The organism is Stomatobaculum sp. F0698, assembly GCF_030644385.1.
Lineage (GTDB): Bacteria > Bacillota > Clostridia > Lachnospirales > Lachnospiraceae > Moryella.
In genome coordinates this window covers 510,762-527,237 of the sequence record NZ_CP130060.1, presented here as the reverse complement: position 1 = coordinate 527,237, position 16,476 = coordinate 510,762, and the positions used below count along the sequence as shown (strand labels likewise).

General features: G+C 57.1%; 12 protein-coding genes, 1 tRNA gene, 2 rRNA genes and 1 riboswitch. Of the genes, 1 reads left to right on the top strand and 14 read right to left on the bottom strand.

Annotation, left to right across the window (positions count from 1 at the left end; all coding sequences use genetic code 11):
* Positions 1-66: 66 nt before the first annotated feature.
* Both rrf and QU660_RS02480 read right to left on the bottom strand, forming a co-directional pair.
* Positions 67-184, bottom strand: a 5S ribosomal RNA gene (rrf, locus tag QU660_RS02485).
* 62 nt (positions 185-246) lie between these two features.
* Positions 247-1,777, bottom strand: a 16S ribosomal RNA gene (locus QU660_RS02480).
* Between the two features lie 234 nt (positions 1,778-2,011).
* Between QU660_RS02480 and QU660_RS02475 the strand changes: the two genes are divergently transcribed.
* Positions 2,012-2,254 (top strand): hypothetical protein, encoded by a 243-nt coding sequence (locus tag QU660_RS02475; protein WP_304946767.1) that lies wholly within the window; start codon positions 2,012-2,014, stop codon positions 2,252-2,254.
* Positions 2,255-2,332: 78 nt separating this feature from the next.
* Here the strand turns inward: QU660_RS02475 and QU660_RS02470 are convergent, their stop codons facing one another.
* From QU660_RS02470 to QU660_RS02415, 12 genes are all read right to left on the bottom strand, one after another.
* Positions 2,333-4,567 carry a DNA gyrase/topoisomerase IV subunit A gene (locus QU660_RS02470; RefSeq protein WP_304946766.1) on the bottom strand — a complete coding sequence of 745 codons (2,235 nt, stop codon included), beginning with the start codon at positions 4,565-4,567 and terminating at the stop codon, positions 2,333-2,335.
* An 18-nt stretch (positions 4,568-4,585) separates the two neighbouring features.
* On the bottom strand, positions 4,586-6,517 hold the full coding sequence (locus tag QU660_RS02465; protein WP_304946765.1) for a DNA gyrase/topoisomerase IV subunit B: 1,932 nt from the start codon (positions 6,515-6,517) through the stop codon (positions 4,586-4,588).
* A 66-nt stretch (positions 6,518-6,583) separates the two neighbouring features.
* A tRNA-Gly gene (locus tag QU660_RS02460) sits at positions 6,584-6,654 on the bottom strand.
* A 22-nt stretch (positions 6,655-6,676) separates the two neighbouring features.
* The gene (locus tag QU660_RS02455; protein WP_304946764.1) at positions 6,677-7,111 is read right to left on the bottom strand and encodes a Fur family transcriptional regulator; all 435 of its coding nucleotides are present in this window, start codon (positions 7,109-7,111) and stop codon (positions 6,677-6,679) included.
* A 125-nt stretch (positions 7,112-7,236) separates the two neighbouring features.
* Complete coding sequence (locus QU660_RS02450; RefSeq protein ID WP_304946763.1) at positions 7,237-8,919, bottom strand: formate--tetrahydrofolate ligase; 1,683 nt, start codon at positions 8,917-8,919, stop codon at positions 7,237-7,239.
* Between the two features lie 72 nt (positions 8,920-8,991).
* The gene (locus QU660_RS02445) at positions 8,992-9,630 is read right to left on the bottom strand and encodes a cyclodeaminase/cyclohydrolase family protein (RefSeq protein WP_304946762.1); all 639 of its coding nucleotides are present in this window, start codon (positions 9,628-9,630) and stop codon (positions 8,992-8,994) included.
* A complete protein-coding gene (gene ftcD, locus QU660_RS02440) occupies positions 9,627-10,580 on the bottom strand; it encodes a glutamate formimidoyltransferase (protein ID WP_304946761.1) in 954 nt (317 codons plus the stop codon). The genes QU660_RS02445 and ftcD overlap by 4 nt, the downstream gene beginning before the upstream one ends.
* A 504-nt stretch (positions 10,581-11,084) precedes the next feature.
* Positions 11,085-12,095: an ABC transporter substrate-binding protein gene (locus QU660_RS02435; RefSeq protein WP_304946760.1), complete on the bottom strand. Its 1,011-nt coding sequence runs from the start codon at positions 12,093-12,095 to the stop codon at positions 11,085-11,087.
* Positions 12,092-12,889: an ABC transporter permease gene (locus QU660_RS02430; protein ID WP_304946759.1), complete on the bottom strand. Its 798-nt coding sequence runs from the start codon at positions 12,887-12,889 to the stop codon at positions 12,092-12,094. Before QU660_RS02430 ends, QU660_RS02435 begins: the two co-directional genes overlap by 4 nt.
* Positions 12,886-13,650: an ABC transporter ATP-binding protein gene (locus QU660_RS02425; RefSeq protein ID WP_304946758.1), complete on the bottom strand. Its 765-nt coding sequence runs from the start codon at positions 13,648-13,650 to the stop codon at positions 12,886-12,888. Before QU660_RS02425 ends, QU660_RS02430 begins: the two co-directional genes overlap by 4 nt.
* Entirely contained in the window at positions 13,647-14,447 is an 801-nt protein-coding gene (gene thiD, locus QU660_RS02420; RefSeq protein WP_304946757.1) for a bifunctional hydroxymethylpyrimidine kinase/phosphomethylpyrimidine kinase, read from the bottom strand. The genes QU660_RS02425 and thiD overlap by 4 nt, the downstream gene beginning before the upstream one ends.
* A 43-nt stretch (positions 14,448-14,490) precedes the next feature.
* Positions 14,491-14,590: riboswitch (TPP riboswitch) on the bottom strand.
* Positions 14,591-14,636: 46 nt separating this feature from the next.
* The gene (locus QU660_RS02415) at positions 14,637-16,436 is read right to left on the bottom strand and encodes a L,D-transpeptidase (protein ID WP_304946756.1); all 1,800 of its coding nucleotides are present in this window, start codon (positions 16,434-16,436) and stop codon (positions 14,637-14,639) included.
* Positions 16,437-16,476: the final 40 nt, after the last annotated feature.

Sequence of the window (16,476 nt, the reverse complement as noted above, 5' to 3'; positions counted from 1 at the left end):
ATCAGCCATAGGAGCGTTCCAGCCTTGCGGCTCAAGCGTTCCGATCGCTTATGAAAAAAAGAAAAATTCCGGCGCCCACCTATTCTCCCATGTCGTTACCAACATAGTACCTTCGGCCGTCCTCCTCTTAACCGTCGTGTTCGGGATGGGAACGGGTGTTTCAAGAAGACGTATCGACACCGGAAATCCGGTGCGAACCTTTGATCAAAAACCAGACAGCACAAACAACCCTTACTTCTTCCTTAGAAAGGAGGTGATCCAGCCGCACCTTCCGATACGGCTACCTTGTTACGACTTCACCCCAGTTATCCGCCCCGCCTTCGGCAGCTCCCTCCTTGCGGTTGGGTCACTGACTTCGGGCGTTGCTGACTCCCATGGTGTGACGGGCGGTGTGTACAAGACCCGGGAACGTATTCACCGCGACATGCTGATTCGCGATTACTAGCAATTCCGGCTTCGTGCAGTCGAGTTGCAGACTGCAGTCCGAACTGAGACGTTATTTTTGAGCTTTGCTTAAACTCGCGTTCTCGCTTCTCTTTGTTAACGCCATTGTAGCACGTGTGTTGCCCAAATCATAAGGGGCATGATGATTTGACGTCATCCCCGCCTTCCTCCCGGTTATCCCGGGCAGTCTCGCCGGAGTGCCCAGCTTTACCTGCTGGCTACCGGCAATAGGGGTTGCGCTCGTTGCGGGACTTAACCCAACATCTCACGACACGAGCTGACGACAACCATGCACCACCTGTCACTCCTGTCCCGAAGGAAAGCACCCATTACGGTGCGGTCAGAAGGATGTCAAGATTTGGTAAGGTTCTTCGCGTTGCTTCGAATTAAACCACATGCTCCACTGCTTGTGCGGGTCCCCGTCAATTCCTTTGAGTTTCATTCTTGCGAACGTACTCCCCAGGTGGAATACTTATTGCGTTTGCGACGGCACCGATGCCCTTGGGGCACCAACACCTAGTATTCATCGTTTACCGCGTGGACTACCAGGGTATCTAATCCTGTTTGCTCCCCACGCCTTCGAGCCTCAACGTCAGTTTTCGTCCAGCAGGCCGCCTTCGCCACCGGTGTTCTTCCTAATATCTACGCATTTCACCGCTACACTAGGAATTCCGCCTGCCCCTCCGATACTCAAGTCGCACAGTTTCCAAAGCAGTCCCGTGGTTAAGCCTCGGGATTTCACTTCAGACTTGCGCAACCGTCTGCGCTCCCTTTACACCCAGTAAATCCGGATAACGCTTGCCCCCTACGTATTACCGCGGCTGCTGGCACGTAGTTAGCCGGGGCTTCTTACTCAGGTACCGTCATTTTCTTCCCTGCTGATAGAGCTTTACATACCGAAGTACTTCTTCACTCACGCGGCGTCGCTGCATCAGGGTTTCCCCCATTGTGCAATATTCCCCACTGCTGCCTCCCGTAGGAGTTTGGGCCGTGTCTCAGTCCCAATGTGGCCGGTCATCCTCTCAGATCGGCTATCGATCGTCGCTTTGGTGGGCCGTTACCCCGCCAACTGGCTAATCGAACGCGGGTCCATCTCATACCACCGGAGTTTTTACCCCCGCACCATGCGGTGCTGTGGTCTTATGCGGTATTAACAGTCGTTTCCAACTGTTATCCCCCTGTATGAGGCAGGTTACCCACGCGTTACTCACCCGTCCGCCACTCGAAATGAAGCCTTCCGCCCGAAGGTTTCCGTCTCCATTTCTCGTTCGACTTGCATGTGTTAAGCACGCCGCCAGCGTTCATCCTGAGCCAGGATCGAACTCTCAATTTAAAGTTTGTTCGTTCCGGTCAAAATAACGTTGGTCTTTCTCAGTTATTTTACCCGTTATTACTTGGTTTGGTTCTTTTTTGAAATTCTTTTGGAAGCTCACGAACACATTTGAAAAATGTCCGCAAGCCCTCTGTTTTCACAGAGATTTCAGGGTTGTTTGTACTGTCTGATCTTTGATTTTCAAGGTTCTTGGCTCGCCCTCACGAGCAAGCTTGTGTACTATACCACCCCTGTATGAAGGCGTCAAGCGTTTTTTCAAACTTTTTCATTTTTATTTTTGAAAATCGCAAAATCGCATTTCCTTGTCCGGATTTCTGGCCGCACGAATATCGCCGCAGCCATAATTCAGCCCGTGCTTTTCTTGCCCGCATCTATTATGTGAACCAATTAATCCGCTTCGTTACTTTGTTCTGCGGCGTACTTCCTATTATCCTGCGCCTTCATCGGGTTTGGGCAAAAACCGGAAAAGCCGGGTAGGGCTTCTCCCTCCCGGCTCTCTATCATCTTCTTCTTTCTGTCTCCGTCGAAGCCCTCTATCTACCCTACCTCGAAGTCTTATTTCAGTTTTTCGCCCTTCGTATCCCGGTGACCGCGCCGTATCTTCTCCGGGTTCACCTTCTTTCCGTTGAACACAAACTCTTCCATGGGCGGCAAAAGCAGCGCTTTCTGCACATAGTCCCCGGAACCAAGGCGCATGCCGCGCACACCGCGCGCGTTCTTCTTCATCTGCGGCGTCTCCTCTGCGTAAAAGCGGAGGGCATAGTTTTCCCCGCTGAGCAGCAATACTTCCTGCTTTCCTTTTCCGAGCACCAGCACCGCTGTCACCGCATCCTCATCTCCCAGTTTGGTCGCAACCACAGTCTTATTCGCGGTCTCGAACTCTGCGCCGTCGACCAGCTTCACATAGCCCTCGCGGCTCACAAAGAGAAGCTGTTCCTTGCTGAGGCTACCCGCTGCCGCGACCAGATAGATTTCTTCCTTCCGCCCGTCAAAGCGGCTCAGGTTATCGATCGGCACACCCTTGTCCTTCAGCTTACCGGCCGGAATATCCCGCACTTTGACCTGATGCAGCACACCCGCACTGGTATAGAGCTGTATCCTGCCGCTCGTCATAATCGGCACAACCGCGCGGTACTCGCTCTCGATCTGCTCCCGATTCTTCTCATAGCTCGCGACATCCAAAAGTTTTGCGTAGCCGAAGCGATCCAAAAGGAAGATAACCGGTTCGTCCTCCGGTGCCTTCTCTTCGACCACAGCCTCCTTGCTGTCCTCAAGCCGGGTGCGGCGCTCGTGCGCATATTCCTTTTTGATGGCCTCGAGATCCTTTATGAGAAGCTTGTCAAGCTTCTCGCGGCTCGAAAGATAGCCCTCATAGGTCTCGATTTTTTTAAGCGTCTCCGCGTGCTCTTTTTCGAGTGCCAAAATCTCGAGTCCGATCAACTTATAGAGACGCATTTCGAGTATGGCCTGTGCCTGGCGCTCCGTGAAGTGCAGCTGCATGGCATCCCGCAGGTAACTCGGGTCCTTGAAGTAAATGCGGCTCGCATCGCCGGTCGTGAGGCAGGCCTTCGCGTCCTCAAGTTTCTTCGCGCCGCGGAGTATCGCAATGATTAAATCAATGCAATCGCAGGCGGCAATCAGTCCCTCCTGCACCTCCTGCTTTAAGCGCTCCTTTTCGAGCAGGGTCTCGTACTTCTTCTCGGCATTCGCGTACTGGAAGGCAAGATAGTGCTTTAAGATGCCCTTTAAGTCCAGCGTCTCCGGTCTGCCGTCCGCAATGGCCAGCATATTGACACCGAAGCTGTCCTCGAGCTTGGTCTTCTTATAGAGCATATTCTTGACACGGTCCAGATCCGCGTCGCGGCGAAGTTCCAGGACGATGCGGACGCCCTCCTTGGAGCTCTGATTCGAGATATCGACAACCTCGGGGAGCTTTTTGCTCTCCACGAGTGCCGCCACATCCATTAAAAATTTATCGATGCCCGCGCCGACCATGGTATAGGGGATCTCGGTGATCACCAGTTTGTCGCGATCGCTCCGCTTCTGCCCGAGCTCCACCTCAATGCGTCCGCGCAGCTTGATTTTGCCGACGCCGGTTCTGTAAATCAGCGGGAGCTCGCTCTGATTTGCCACAATGCCGCCGGTCGGAAAATCCGGCCCCTTTAAGAGGCCCAGGAGTTTCTCGTATTTGATCTCCGGGTTCTTAATATAGGCGATGCAGGCATCGCAGACTTCCCCCAGGTTGTGCGGCGGAATCGAGGTCGACATACCGACCGCAATGCCCTCCGCGCCGTTCACAAGAAGATTCGGAATGCGAACCGGCAAAACCTCAGGTTCTTTCTCGGTCTCGTCGTAGTTCGAGACAAAGCGGACGGTCTTATCGAGGTCGCGGAGATACACCTCCTCCGCAAATTTCTGAAGCTTCGCCTCGGTGTAACGCATGGCCGCAGCGCCGTCTCCCTCAATCGAGCCGAAGTTGCCGTGGCCGTCGACCAGCGGCATGCCGCGCTTAAAGGGCTGGCTCATCACAACCAGAGTCTCGTAAATCGAGCTGTCGCCGTGCGGGTGGTATTTACCCATGGTATCGCCGACGATACGCGCGGACTTTCGGTGCGGCTTGTCATGACTTAAGTGCAGCTCGCTCATATCGTAGAGCACGCGCCGCTGCACCGGCTTTAGGCCGTCCCGCGCATCGGGAATCGCGCGGGCGGTAATCACACTCATCGAATAGTCGAGATAGCTCTTTTGCATTTCCTCGGAGTATTCGGTTCGAAGAATTTTCTCTGCCATGGTATTCCTCTCTCGCCTTTATGCGTCGATTTCCGCTTCGTCCGCGTGGTCGTGGATAAAGTCGCGCCGCGGTCCCACGTTGCTGCCCATTAAGAGGGCCGTGACCTCGCTCGCGAGGCGGGCGTCCTCGATTTCAACCCGCTTTAACATGCGCTGCTCCGGATTCAGCGTGGTCTCCCAGAGCTGCTCCGGGTTCATCTCACCGAGACCCTTGTAGCGCTGCAGGGTGTAAGTTCCCTCTTTGTGCTTCGCCTTGAATTTTTCGAGCGCCTTGTCGTCGTAGATGTAGACACCCTCCTTGTCCTTGCCGCGCGTCGGAACTGCCTTGTAGAGCGGCGGCATCGCAATGTATACATGACCGTCGTAGATGAGCTCCGGCATGAAGCGGTAGAGGAAGGTTAAGAGCAGGGTGTCAATGTGGCTGCCGTCCACATCGGCATCCGTCATCAGAATAATCTTGTCGTAGCGCAGCTTCGTGATGTCAAAGTCGTTGCCGTAGCCCTCGGAGAAGCCGCAGCCAAAGCTGTTGATCATGGTCTTAATCTCCGCATTCGCAAGCACCTTGTCCATGGACGCCTTCTCGACGTTCAGGATTTTACCGCGTATCGGGAGTATGGCTTGATACATGCGGTTGCGTGCGGTCTTTGCGGAGCCGCCTGCGGAATCCCCCTCGACAATGAAGATTTCGCACTTCGAGGGATCCCGGGACTCACAGTTCGCGAGCTTTCCGTTCGAGTCGAAGGAAAAACGCGGCTTTGCGAGGAGGTTGGTTCTCGCCTTCTCCTCCGCCCGCCGTATCTTTGCCGACTTTTCGGCACAGGCAATGATGGCGCGAACCGTCTCCAAGTCGCGGTCAAAGTAGCGCGTCAGCTCATCGCCCGCAATCGAAGAGACCGCCTTGGTCGCATCCGCACTCGCAAGCTTGGTCTTGGTCTGCCCCTCGAAAATCGGGTCCGGATGCTTGATTGCGACAATGGCCGTCATGCCGTTTCGCGTGTCCGCACCGGTGAAATTTGCGTCCTTCTCTTTTAAAAACCCGAGTTCGCGCGCGTAGCCGTTGATGAGCTGGGTAAAGCGTGTCTTAAAGCCCTGCAAGTGCGTGCCGCCCTCGGCGGTGTAAATGCTATTGCAGAAGCCGAGCAGCTTCTCCTCGAACGCATCCACAAACTGGATTGCGCACTCAAGTTCAATGTCCTCAAAGCGACCCTTGATATAGACCGGCTCGTGCACCGCAGTCTGCCCCTCATTCAGCGCGCGAACATAGGCAATCAGCCCCTCGGGCTCGCGGAACACTTCCTGTTCCTCTTCGCCGGGGAGCTTGTTTTCGTAATAGATGGTGATGCCGGGATTTAAGTAGGCGGTCTCGTGAAGTCTCGACTTTAACCAGTCCGCGCGGAAATGCGTCTTCTCAAAGATTTCCGGGTCCGGCAGAAAGTTAATTTCCGTGCCGCTCTCCGCCTTTTTACCGACAATCGGCAAGAGGCCGTTTTTCAGTTCCGTTGTCGGAACGCCCTTCGCGTAGCTGTCCTCGTAGACCACGCCGCCACGGCTGATGCGCACCCGCATCCTTTTGGAGAGCGCGTTCACGACGGAGGAACCCACGCCGTGCAGGCCGCCGCTCGTCTTATAGGCGTTGTTGTCGAACTTTCCGCCGGCATGCAGGGTCGTCATGACCACACGCTCGGCCGAGACCCCCTTCCGGTGCAGCTCCACCGGAATACCGCGCCCGTTGTCGCGCACGGTACAGGAACCATCCTTCTCGAGGACAATGTGAACCTCGCTGCAATAGCCCGCGAGGTGCTCATCGATCGCATTGTCCATAATCTCGTAAATCAGGTGGTTCAGCGCCTTCTGGCCGACGCCACCGATGTACATGCCGGGGCGTTTTCTGACCGCATCGAGCCCCTCCAGCACGGTGATGCTGTCAGCCGTGTACTGTGTCTTTGCCATCCCTCTCCCTCCGTGCCGTGGAAACGGCGAAAAAAAGAGACCGAAGTATGCCTTCGGTCCCATGCCAGCAGGCGACGGGAATCGAACCCGCGTCCCAAGCTTGGGAAGCTTGTGTTCTACCATTGAACCACGCCTGCATCCAGTCCAGTATACCGAAACTCATTCGGCTTGTAAACCGTCTTTTTTCTTCCGGCAGGCCTCGCAATAGCCGTAGAGCACCGTGCCCTCGCATTGCAGAGAAAAGCCGTGTCCGCGCATCAAATGCTCTCTGACTTCATCCATAAAATCGCAGTCCATGTGGATGATTTTACCGCAGGAAACGCACTTTAAGTGCAGGTGCTCCGCGCAGTGGCGGCCTTCCACCTCGAGCTGATACACCGCCTTCTCGCCCTTCTCGGCGACATATTTCAGGATTTTCTTCTCCTCGTACAGGCGATCCAGATTGCGGTAAACCGTGGTCGGACTCACGGTCAGACCGACCGCCTGCAAGTGATTCAGGATGTCGGATGCGCTCACGGTCTTGCCCGCAGATGCCTCCAAATATTTCATAATCTCTTGTCTGGACTTCGTGCTGTAAGTTCCGCTTCTCTTCATGGCCGCCTCCTCGGTGCAAAGAATAGCACAGAACATGCGTTTTGTAAAGAGAACGGCGGGCGGCGAAGCGGCTGTTTAAGCCGACTCCGCCGTCCGCCGGCAAGTCTTTTTTCTAAGTTCGAGTCTTAGAAGAGACCCGTAATCTTTCCGTTCTCATCCACGTCGATGTGCTCGGAGGCCGGAACCTTCGGAAGACCCGGCATGGTCATGATATCGCCGGTCTTCACGACAATGAAGCCCGCGCCCGCCGAAACCTTGACCTCGCGAACGGTAATCTTAAAGCCGCGCGGCGCACCGGTCAGATTCTTGTTGTCCGAGAAGCTGAACTGGGTCTTCGCCATGCAGACCGGATAGGAGCCGAAACCGAGTTCTTCCAGGCGCTTTGCCTGCTTTTTCGCCTCGGCCGTGAGCACCACGCCGTCGCCGCGATACACCTCGCGCACAATCTTGTTGAGCTTTTCCTCGAGGCTGTCGCCGTCCTCATAGGCAAAGCGGAAGTGGTTCTCCGCCGTGTTCTCGCAGAGACGCACGACCTCACGCGCAAGCGCCTCGCCGCCTTCGCCGCCCTTGGCCCAGACCTCGGAGAGCACGACATTGACACCGAGTTTCTTGCACTCGTCCGCGATGCAGCTAAGCTCCTCCTCGGCGTCAAACGGGAAGCGGTTAATCGCGACCACGGTCGGAAGACCGAAGACCTTCGTCATGTTCTCGACATGCTGCAGAAGGTTCGGAAGCCCCTTCTTCAGTGCTTCGACATTCGGCGTGTTGAGCTCTGCCTTATCGACGCCGCCGTGGTGCTTCAGTGCGCGCACAGTTGCGACCACGACCGCGCAGTCCGGGCGCAGCCCCGTCATGCGGCACTTGATGTCAATAAACTTCTCGGCGCCGAGGTCGGCACCGAAGCCCGCCTCGGTGACCGCATAGTCGTTCAGGCGGAGCGCCAGGCTGGTTGCGAGCACGGAGTTGCAGCCGTGCGCAATGTTTGCGAAGGGGCCGCCGTGAATGAAGGCCGGCGTGTGCTCCAAAGTCTGCACGAGGTTCGGCTTCAACGCATCCTTTAAGAGCGCCGTGAGCGCGCCCTCCGCGTGAAGATCGCCCGCAGTCACCGGCTCATTGTCCATGTTGTAGCCGATGATCATGCGCGCCAGCCTCTCCTTCAGATCCTTTAAGTCCTTCGCGAGGCAGAAGACCGCCATAATCTCACTCGCGACCGTAATCTCGAAGCCGTCCTCACGGACACGGCCGTCGGTTCTCTTGCCGAGACCGTCGATGATGTTGCGAAGCTGACGGTCGTTCATATCGACCGCGCGCTTCCAAGTGATGCGCTTGTCGTCAATGCGGAGCGCGTTGCCCTGGAAGATATGGTTGTCAATCAGCGCCGCAAGGAGGTTATTTGCCGCGCCGATTGCGTGGAAGTCGCCGGTAAAGTGAAGGTTAATCTCCTCCATCGGGATGACCTGGGCGTAGCCGCCTCCCGCAGCGCCGCCCTTCACACCGAAGACCGGTCCCAGCGAAGGCTCGCGAAGCGCGACTGCAACGCTCTTGCCGAGGCGCTTTAAGCCGTCCGCGAGGCCCACGGAAGTCGTCGTCTTGCCCTCGCCCGCGGGCGTCGGGGTAATGGCCGTGACCAGCACAAGCTTGCCGTTCGGCTTGCCCTCTGTGTCCTTTAAGAGCTGATAGCTCACCTTTGCCTTGTCCTTGCCGTACTGTTCCAGATATTTCTCGTCGATGCCCTCGGCGCGGGCTATTTCTTCAATCTTGGCTGCCTGCGCCTCCTGTGCAATCTCAATATCTGTCTTCATACGCATTCTCCTTTCGCCCCGCCCTGCGGGGTACTTGTGTATTTTGCTGCGATGTCTCGGACAAACCGGTGTAGCGGCTTAGATTTCTCGGGTCAGCTCGGAGAGCGCAAAGATTTCGCGCTCCGCCGCAATCGCCTGCTCCTCGAGCGCCGCAACGCGCGCGCTGTACTCGGCGACAAAGTCCTCGTCCTCAATCGAGGAGAGATTAATCTTCACGTTGAGACCCGCGCCGATCACAGCGGTTCTCGCCGCCATCGCCGCGACAAGGCCGTCGGTCACGGCATTCGTATTGCCGCGCTCCACAACCGCCTTTGCAAGCGGGAAAATGCGCGCCGCGGTCTCCGCGACATGGCAGGGCACCTTTGCCGCGGACTTTAAGCCATCCTGCATCGCTGCCTTTCTCACTGCCTTCTGCTCATCCGTATCTTTCGGAAGCGCCATTGCCGCCATGAACTCGTTGAAGGAATCGGAGTCACGATCGATTTCCTCGACCAGCTCCTTCTTCAGCGCCTCGGCAGCCGTCGCGATTTCGCGCATTTCCGCATCCACCTCGACATACTTCTTCTTGCCGACGGTCAGTCCCGCGACCATGCCCGTAAGCGCCGCGGATAGGGCTCCGAAGAGTGCCGATACCGAACCGCCGCCCGGTGCCGGTGCATCGGAAGCCGTGAGATCCACAAACGCGGCGACGCTCATCTCTTTCAGCTTTTCGCTCATGCCTCTTCCTCCTCATCCTCAAGGAGCCAGTTCTCCATGATCTGCTTCTTCGCATCGAACTTCATCGGTCCGAACATGCATGCCTGCAGGTAGTACTCCGCGCAGTCAATGAGGGACTGCATCGGCACGACACCGACAATCTCGCTCTCAAGGACATTGACACCGTAGCGGCGCGCCTCCATCTTGACTGCCTCAAACGCACGGTAGATGGCCGTCTTTTCAAAGTTCACGAGATTCATCGAAACCTGCGCCACGGTATCTCTGCCGGAGTAGTGATCCTTCAGCTCGACGCCGATGGCCTTGATGAAGTGGTAACCACCGCGAATGTTCTTGACCGCATCCGCAATGTTGTTCGCAATTTCCATATTGTCCGTGTCGAGGTTCACATTGTATGCAATGAGCGGCATTCTCGCGCCGATTGCAACGACACCAGCGGTCGGATGAATGTGATCCGGTCCGAAGTCCGGCGTCCACAGTTCCTTGTCCTGAAGCTTCTCCGCCATGCCCTCAAACTGGCCCTTGCGGATCTTTGCGAGGTTCGTTCTGTGCGGCGCGCTTGCGGAATCCTCATACAGGAAGACCGGGATGCCGAGCTTCTCGCCGACAGCCTTTCCGACTTCCTTTGCGATTGCATCCGCCTCTGCGACCGTCGTATTGCGGCAGGGGATGAAGGGAACCACGTCAACCGCACCCATGCGCGGATGCTGACCCTCGTGCTTGGTCATATCAATCAACTTCACAGCGACTTCAAACGAGTCGATGACTGCGTCGCGAAGCGCTTCCGGCTCGCCGACTGCGGTAATTACGCAGCGATTGTGGTTCACGTCTGTCTGGCAATCCAAAAGGCGAACACCTTTTCTGTTCTTGAAGCAAGCGGCAATCTTTGCCACCTTTTCCATGTCGCGCCCTTCGCTGTAATTCGGCACAGTCTCAAGAAGTTTCTTTGCCATTTGTCTCCTCCTTTTTGTATGCGGCGACTCTCTGCCGCCACCGTTATTATTATACTCGGCTTTTTCGCATTGTGCGTATTTATTTCTTTTTGGAGTACAAAACCGAGGAAGAGCCCGATATTTTTCTTGTACCGATGCAGACAAAGCGGCAAATATTGTGCTAAGTACACAAATATCCATCAAACACATCGGTAACTCGGCGCACAGCCGGTACCGCACAAAATCGACCGAAATCTCGTCACAGGCCTACACGAAGTCAACGCGGCGCCCGGTGCGGCAAGAGCGCTGCGCGACTTCCGGTGTTGCAAAAAAGAGACAGCGCCGCAGGGCGCTGTCTCTTTTTTTATAGTTCTTTTTATTATAGTTTTTCTGTTTCTACTGTTCGCCCTTCTCCATCCGTCCGTTTCTTCACGGCGCTCGAAACCCGTTCCGACCGCAATCTCTACGCTTCTTTGCGCCGCGGCGCAAGTACTTTCGCCCGGTTTGCGCGGCCGCGGAAGCAGTTCAGTTTCCGCTGCTTTCCGGAAGCAGTTCCGTGAGTTCCGGTGCTCTCTGAATGAGCCCCTCCTGCTTCATCCAGTCTATGTTCTCTTGCCAGGAGCTCTCGGTCTGGGAGAGGAAGGGGGCCGTCTCGGTCTCCATTTTGGGAAGCAGAACGTCCGCGCTCTTTTGCTCAACACTCTCGCTGAGCGGGAAGTTCTCGGCATTCTGCTTCTCGAGGAGCAGCTTCACCGAGGATGCGGGATTGCTCTTAAAGTCCTCAAAGCCCTTTTTCGAAGCGCGCACAAACTTCTCCGCGAGCTCCGGCTGCTCCTTCAACACCTTATCGTTGGTGATTAGGCAGAGTTCATAGTAGTTCGGCACGCCGTAGTCGCTCGGCGAGAAGTAGTTGAGCGCAAAGCCCTCTTCCTCGAGCTGCGGCACTTCGTGGTTCACAAGGCAGCCTATGGTCGCATCCACCTGCCCCGTGGTCATGGAGCTCATGAGGTCAAAGCCCACGTTCTTTAAGGTAAGGGCGCTCGTATCCGCGCCGACATTGCGCATGAGCACCGTGATCATGGCCTCGGAGAGCGGGGTTCCCGCGTAGCCGACCGTCTTGCCCTCGAGGTCCTTCGGGCTTTGAATATTTTTATCCTTCAGCGAGAGGACTATGTTCAGCGGACTCTGGCATACCGCACCGAGCGACTTCACCTTGACGCCCTGGTCCGCGACCATTTGGATGATATCCTGCTGGTAGTAGAGACCGAATTCCGCTTTCCCCGCAGAGACGAGCGAAATTGCATCGTTCTCGTTCGAGGGGAACTGCACATGGACATTGAGTCCCTCCTCCGCGTAGTAACCGCGCTCAATCGCCTCGTAGATGAAGGCGTGAATCGCATTCGGATACCAGTCGAGGACAATGTTTACGTCCCGCAACCCCGCCTCCTTCTTCTTGGCACCGCAGGCCGCAAGCGAAGCCGTAAGCACCAGCGCCGAAGCGGCCGCCAAAATCCTCTTTCCGAATCCCTTCTTCATCTGTCCTTCCTCCTTTGTTTTACTTCCTGTTCTGTCTCTCGGTTGTTACGGAAACGGAGCGCCCTCGTCTCGATGCGCTTTGCGAGCTCCGTTAAAAGCATGGCCGCGAGACTTAAGAGCACAATCGGCGCAAAGACGCCGGCGCCGTCCAACTGTGTCATCATGCGACGCGAAAAATAGCCGAGCCCCGCCTGCGCGCCGAGCCATTCGCCGATGGCCGCGCCAATCACCGAGAGCGGGATTGCCATTCGTATTGCCGTAAAAAAGTACGGCAGCACCGCCGGTAGCTTGAGTTTCCAAAAGAGCTGACGGCGCGAGGCCCCGAGGATCTGCATGAGCTCCGTCATCTCCGGCGGTATGGCCCGAAAGCCGTCCGAGAGCGTGACCGCAATCGGGAAAAAGGTCATGAGCACCGCCGCGAGTACCTTACTCCAAATCCCGTAGCCGAGCCAGAGCACAAAGAGCGGCGCGAGCGCGGTGGTCGGTATGGTCTGCGAGGCGACGAGGAGCGGATAGAGCGCCCGCTCCGCGGTTCGGCTTTGGTCCATGAGAACTGCGAGAAACACGCCGAGCGCCGCGGAGATGGTGAGCGAGAGCGCCACGACCGCCATGGTCGCAGGCAAATGCACCAGAAAGAGCGGCGTCCTGAGCTCATAGATGCGCCGCACAATCTGCGTCGGCGAAGGCAAAATATAGGCGGCATTCATGCGCCGTGCGAGCACTTCCCAGAGAAGGAAAAAGCCCGCCATGGTGAGGAGGGACGGAAGTCGCCCCGAAAATTTTTCTTCTCTCATGCCCGCATCTCCCGCGACAGGAGTTCTATTAACTCCCGCTTTAATGTAAGCGCCCCCGGCTCGCCGAGACTCTCGACACTCCGCGGATAGGAAAGCGGCACACGGAATTCACGCAAGTGCCGCACCGGCTGCTCGGCAATCACCAGAATGCGCTCCGAAAGAAAGACGGCCTCTTCGACATCGTGGGTCACAAAAAGTATGGTGCGTTTCTCCTGCTGCCAGCGCTCAAGGAGCCATTCCCGCATGGAGAGCCTCGTCATATAGTCGAGCGCAGAAAAGGGCTCATCGAGTAAGAGGAGTTCCGCGCCGGTGAGCAGGGTGCGCGCAAAAGCCGCCCGCTGTCGCATACCGCCGGAGAGCGCAAGCGGACTCTTTTCCGCCCAGTCTCCGAGGCCCACCGCCGCCAGTACTTCCTTAACTCTCTCTTTCCGCTCCGTGACACCGGCGGGACGTTCTCCGAGTTCCAGCGGCAAGCCCACATTTTCCGCAACCGTTCGCCAGGGGAAGAGGAGATCTTGTTGGGGCATGTAGCCGCAGCAGCGCCTCTTTTCCGAAACAGGCAAACCGCCCACCGATATGCTGCCGCTCTCCGGCGCGAGCAGGCCGTTCATCAGACGAAACAGGCTGCTCTTGCCCGCGCCGCTCGGGCCGAGTATCGAGACAAATTCTCCCGCTTCCACACGAAAGGAAAGTCCGTCCAAAAGAAGGGGGCTCTCTGCCGTATAGCGGAAGCGGACCTCCGAAAATTCCAGTGCCGTCATTGCTTCTCCTCAAGATTCCAACCGTGATCCAGGGGCCCGCTGCCCTTTCCGAGCGAGAGCCCGGAAAGCAGCGCGCCGCGCACATAGGCCTTCGCGCGTATCACCGCCTCTCCGAGCGCAGCACCCTTTGCGAGATTCGCCGCGATTGCGCTGCTCATAGTGCAGCCGGTCCCGTGGGTGTTCTCGGTCGCAATGCGCTCGCCGAAGAGCCACTCTCCGCCCTCGGCTCCGCGATAGAGATAGTCGTCCGCACGCGTTTCATCGTGCCCGCCCTTTAATAAGACCGGGGCGCCGTAGCGCGACCACAGTTCCTTCGCGGCCTTCTCCATGGCCGCCGCGCCGTGAATCGGCGCACCGAGCAGCAGCTCTGCCTCCGGTAAATTCGGCGTAATCAAACTTGCGAGCGGAAACAGTTCTTCCGTGAGCGCCTGTACCGCCGTCTCCTCAATGAGTCGCGCGCCGCTGGTCGCGACCATGACCGGATCCACCACCAAGCGCTCGCTTTTGTAAAAGCGGAAGCGCTCCGCCATGGTGCGTATCAGCGCCTCGCTCGCACACATACCGACCTTGATCGCCTCCGGCGGAATGTCCTCGTAGACCGCATCCAATTGCGCCGCGAGAAATTCCGGCGTCACGGTCATAATCGCCGTGACCCCGCAGGTATTCTGCGCGGTCAGCGCCGTGACCGCACTCATCCCGTAGACCCCCAGAGCAAGGAAGGTCTTTAAATCCGCCTGTATGCCCGCGCCGCCGCTCGAATCGCTGCCGGCGACCGTAAGCGCTGTTTTTCGCTCCATATCGCTTCTCCCGTAAAAAAAGACAGAGCTGCCTCTCGGCATCTCTGTCTGTCTGTGAGATTCCTACGTTGGCATTACCCAAATCAGGTGTTCGGGTTCCGGTTTCCCGGTCTCAGCTGCGCGCAGCACCCCGTCTCGTTTCTGTTCTGTTTTATTCTAGTTTGCCGCATTCCGACTGTCAAGTCAGTCTCAGTGCACGTAGACCGGCATGCCGACCGTGACGCGCTCATAGAGCTGCTTTGCAAAGGCCGGCGGCAGGTTGATACAACCGTGGCTGCCGTTCGACTTGTAGATGTTCCCGCCGAAACTTCCGCGCCAGGTCGCATCGTGCAGGCCGATGCCGCCGTCAAACGGCATCCAGTAGCTGACAAAGGCCTCGTAGAGCTTCTGCGAGCCGCGGAGGATGCGATTGCGCTGCTTATAGTTGATGCGGAAGCTGCCGTAGTGGGTTGCGCGCTCGCGGTTCGGCGTTCCCGTCACACAGGCGCTCTCCATGACCTTTCTGCCGTTTTCAAAGAGGATAACTCTCTGCTTTTCGATGCTGATGTCGATGTAGGTCAGGCCGTGTCCCAGCTGGAACTCGGGGTCTGCCGCGAGCACCGGAACGAAAATATCATCCTTTGCCATCACGACTTCGCCGTTTAAGGACTTCGGCGCCTCGCGGCTCGGCTCTGTGCTCTCCGCCGCCTCGGATGACTGGCCCTCGGGGTTCAAACTCTCAACGGTTTCGCTTTCCGCCGGTGCGGCACCTATGGTAATCGTATCGCTGCCGACCGTTTCGACACGCACCGTCTCGGAGGGCGTTGCGAGGTCCGGCTCCGCCGCAGCTTCATCCGGCAAGTTCTCGATAAAAATGCCGTCCCGCAGTTTCGCAATCAAAATCGGGTTCTCGGCATCCGCCGCTCTCTCTTCCTCGGACTTCAGGGTCGCAATCAACTCGGGGGCGGGCGTCTGCTTTGCCTCGGCTTCCCGTAAAATCTGCTCCGCCTTTTCCTTGTTCTTCTCACGCTTTGCCGCGCGCTTTGCCTGTTTCAAAATCTTGGCGTTCGCCGCCTCGCGCGTTCTCCGCTGTGCGTCGGTCTCCCGGGCCGGGCGATTAATGCCGAGCTTGTTGCAGAGAATCTGCATGGTGAGCTCGCTGTCCACGATATAATTCTCGCCGCCGTTTTCCGCGGACAGGCTTGCGAGTGAGGGAGTGAAGCGATCCTGCAGGCCGTTCACATAGGCCTCAATCGAAGCGTAATCCAGTCCGGTCGCGCCCTCGCGCGTCTCAACGAGCCAGCTGTTCAAGGTCGCGCTGTCAAGCTGCTGGGTCACCGGACCGATGAAAAAGGTGAAATTGTGCCGCACCAGCAGATTTCTCGCGTTCATCTTCTCGGTGAGTGCCGCATCGTCCGTCTGTACCGCGGGCTGCACCGCAAAGGTGTCGGTGAGATCCAGTTCCGTCCGGTCCGAAACCAGCGCCTGCTCCACAAGATTCAGAATCTCGTCTTTGTTTGCGCTCCAACCGGTCTCCGCCGGGACAATCGAATAGCCGGCATCCTCCGAAAACTCCGAGAGCGTTGCATCCTTCGCGGGGAGGGAGAGTTCGAAAAGCCCCTGCTCCTCCAAGTGTTTTTCAACTTCCTCGCGGTGCACATCCAGCGTGCGCTTGCTCAAAAGTTCGTGTCTTCGGAACAGCGCAAGCGGCCAGGCAAACGAGCTTCCCTCCGAGAGCGCTTCTTTCCAGTTGTCCCGACTCTCGACCCCGAGCACATCCTTCCGGTGCAAGGAATAACTCAAGTCCTTGACGCGAATCCCGAGAGAGCCCTCGGTCGCCGCCGCAGTGATTAACGCCTGCGCTCTCGTATAGGAGAGCAGAGAAGCATCCTTCCCGTCCACCGTCGTATTGGGGTAGGTGTGCCCCGCAAAAAAAGCAGCGCCGCCCAAGTAACAAGCACAGAGAGCTACCGCAGCGCCACCCAGTATTTTCTTTTGTTTCTGTTCCATCGCCCTGTCTTCGCCTTACCTCCGCCTTAATGAAATCTTT

Bases quoted from the DNA above. Each gene is read 5' to 3' on its own strand.
- QU660_RS02475 (WP_304946767.1), top strand. From the start codon at position 2,012: ATGAAGGCGTCAAGCGTTTTTTCAAACTTTTTCATTTTTATTTTTGAA.
- QU660_RS02425 (WP_304946758.1), bottom strand. From the start codon at position 13,650: ATGACGGCACTGGAATTTTCGGAGGTCCGCTTCCGCTATACGGCAGAG.
- QU660_RS02445 (WP_304946762.1), bottom strand. From the start codon at position 9,630: ATGAGCGAAAAGCTGAAAGAGATGAGCGTCGCCGCGTTTGTGGATCTC.
- QU660_RS02430 (WP_304946759.1), bottom strand. From the start codon at position 12,889: ATGAGAGAAGAAAAATTTTCGGGGCGACTTCCGTCCCTCCTCACCATG.
- QU660_RS02465 (WP_304946765.1), bottom strand. From the start codon at position 6,517: ATGGCAAAGACACAGTACACGGCTGACAGCATCACCGTGCTGGAGGGG.
- QU660_RS02435 (WP_304946760.1), bottom strand. From the start codon at position 12,095: ATGAAGAAGGGATTCGGAAAGAGGATTTTGGCGGCCGCTTCGGCGCTG.
- QU660_RS02455 (WP_304946764.1), bottom strand. From the start codon at position 7,111: ATGAAGAGAAGCGGAACTTACAGCACGAAGTCCAGACAAGAGATTATG.
- QU660_RS02470 (WP_304946766.1), bottom strand. From the start codon at position 4,567: ATGGCAGAGAAAATTCTTCGAACCGAATACTCCGAGGAAATGCAAAAG.
- QU660_RS02450 (WP_304946763.1), bottom strand. From the start codon at position 8,919: ATGCGTATGAAGACAGATATTGAGATTGCACAGGAGGCGCAGGCAGCC.
- thiD (WP_304946757.1), bottom strand. From the start codon at position 14,447: ATGGAGCGAAAAACAGCGCTTACGGTCGCCGGCAGCGATTCGAGCGGC.
- QU660_RS02415 (WP_304946756.1), bottom strand. From the start codon at position 16,436: ATGGAACAGAAACAAAAGAAAATACTGGGTGGCGCTGCGGTAGCTCTC.
- ftcD (WP_304946761.1), bottom strand. From the start codon at position 10,580: ATGGCAAAGAAACTTCTTGAGACTGTGCCGAATTACAGCGAAGGGCGC.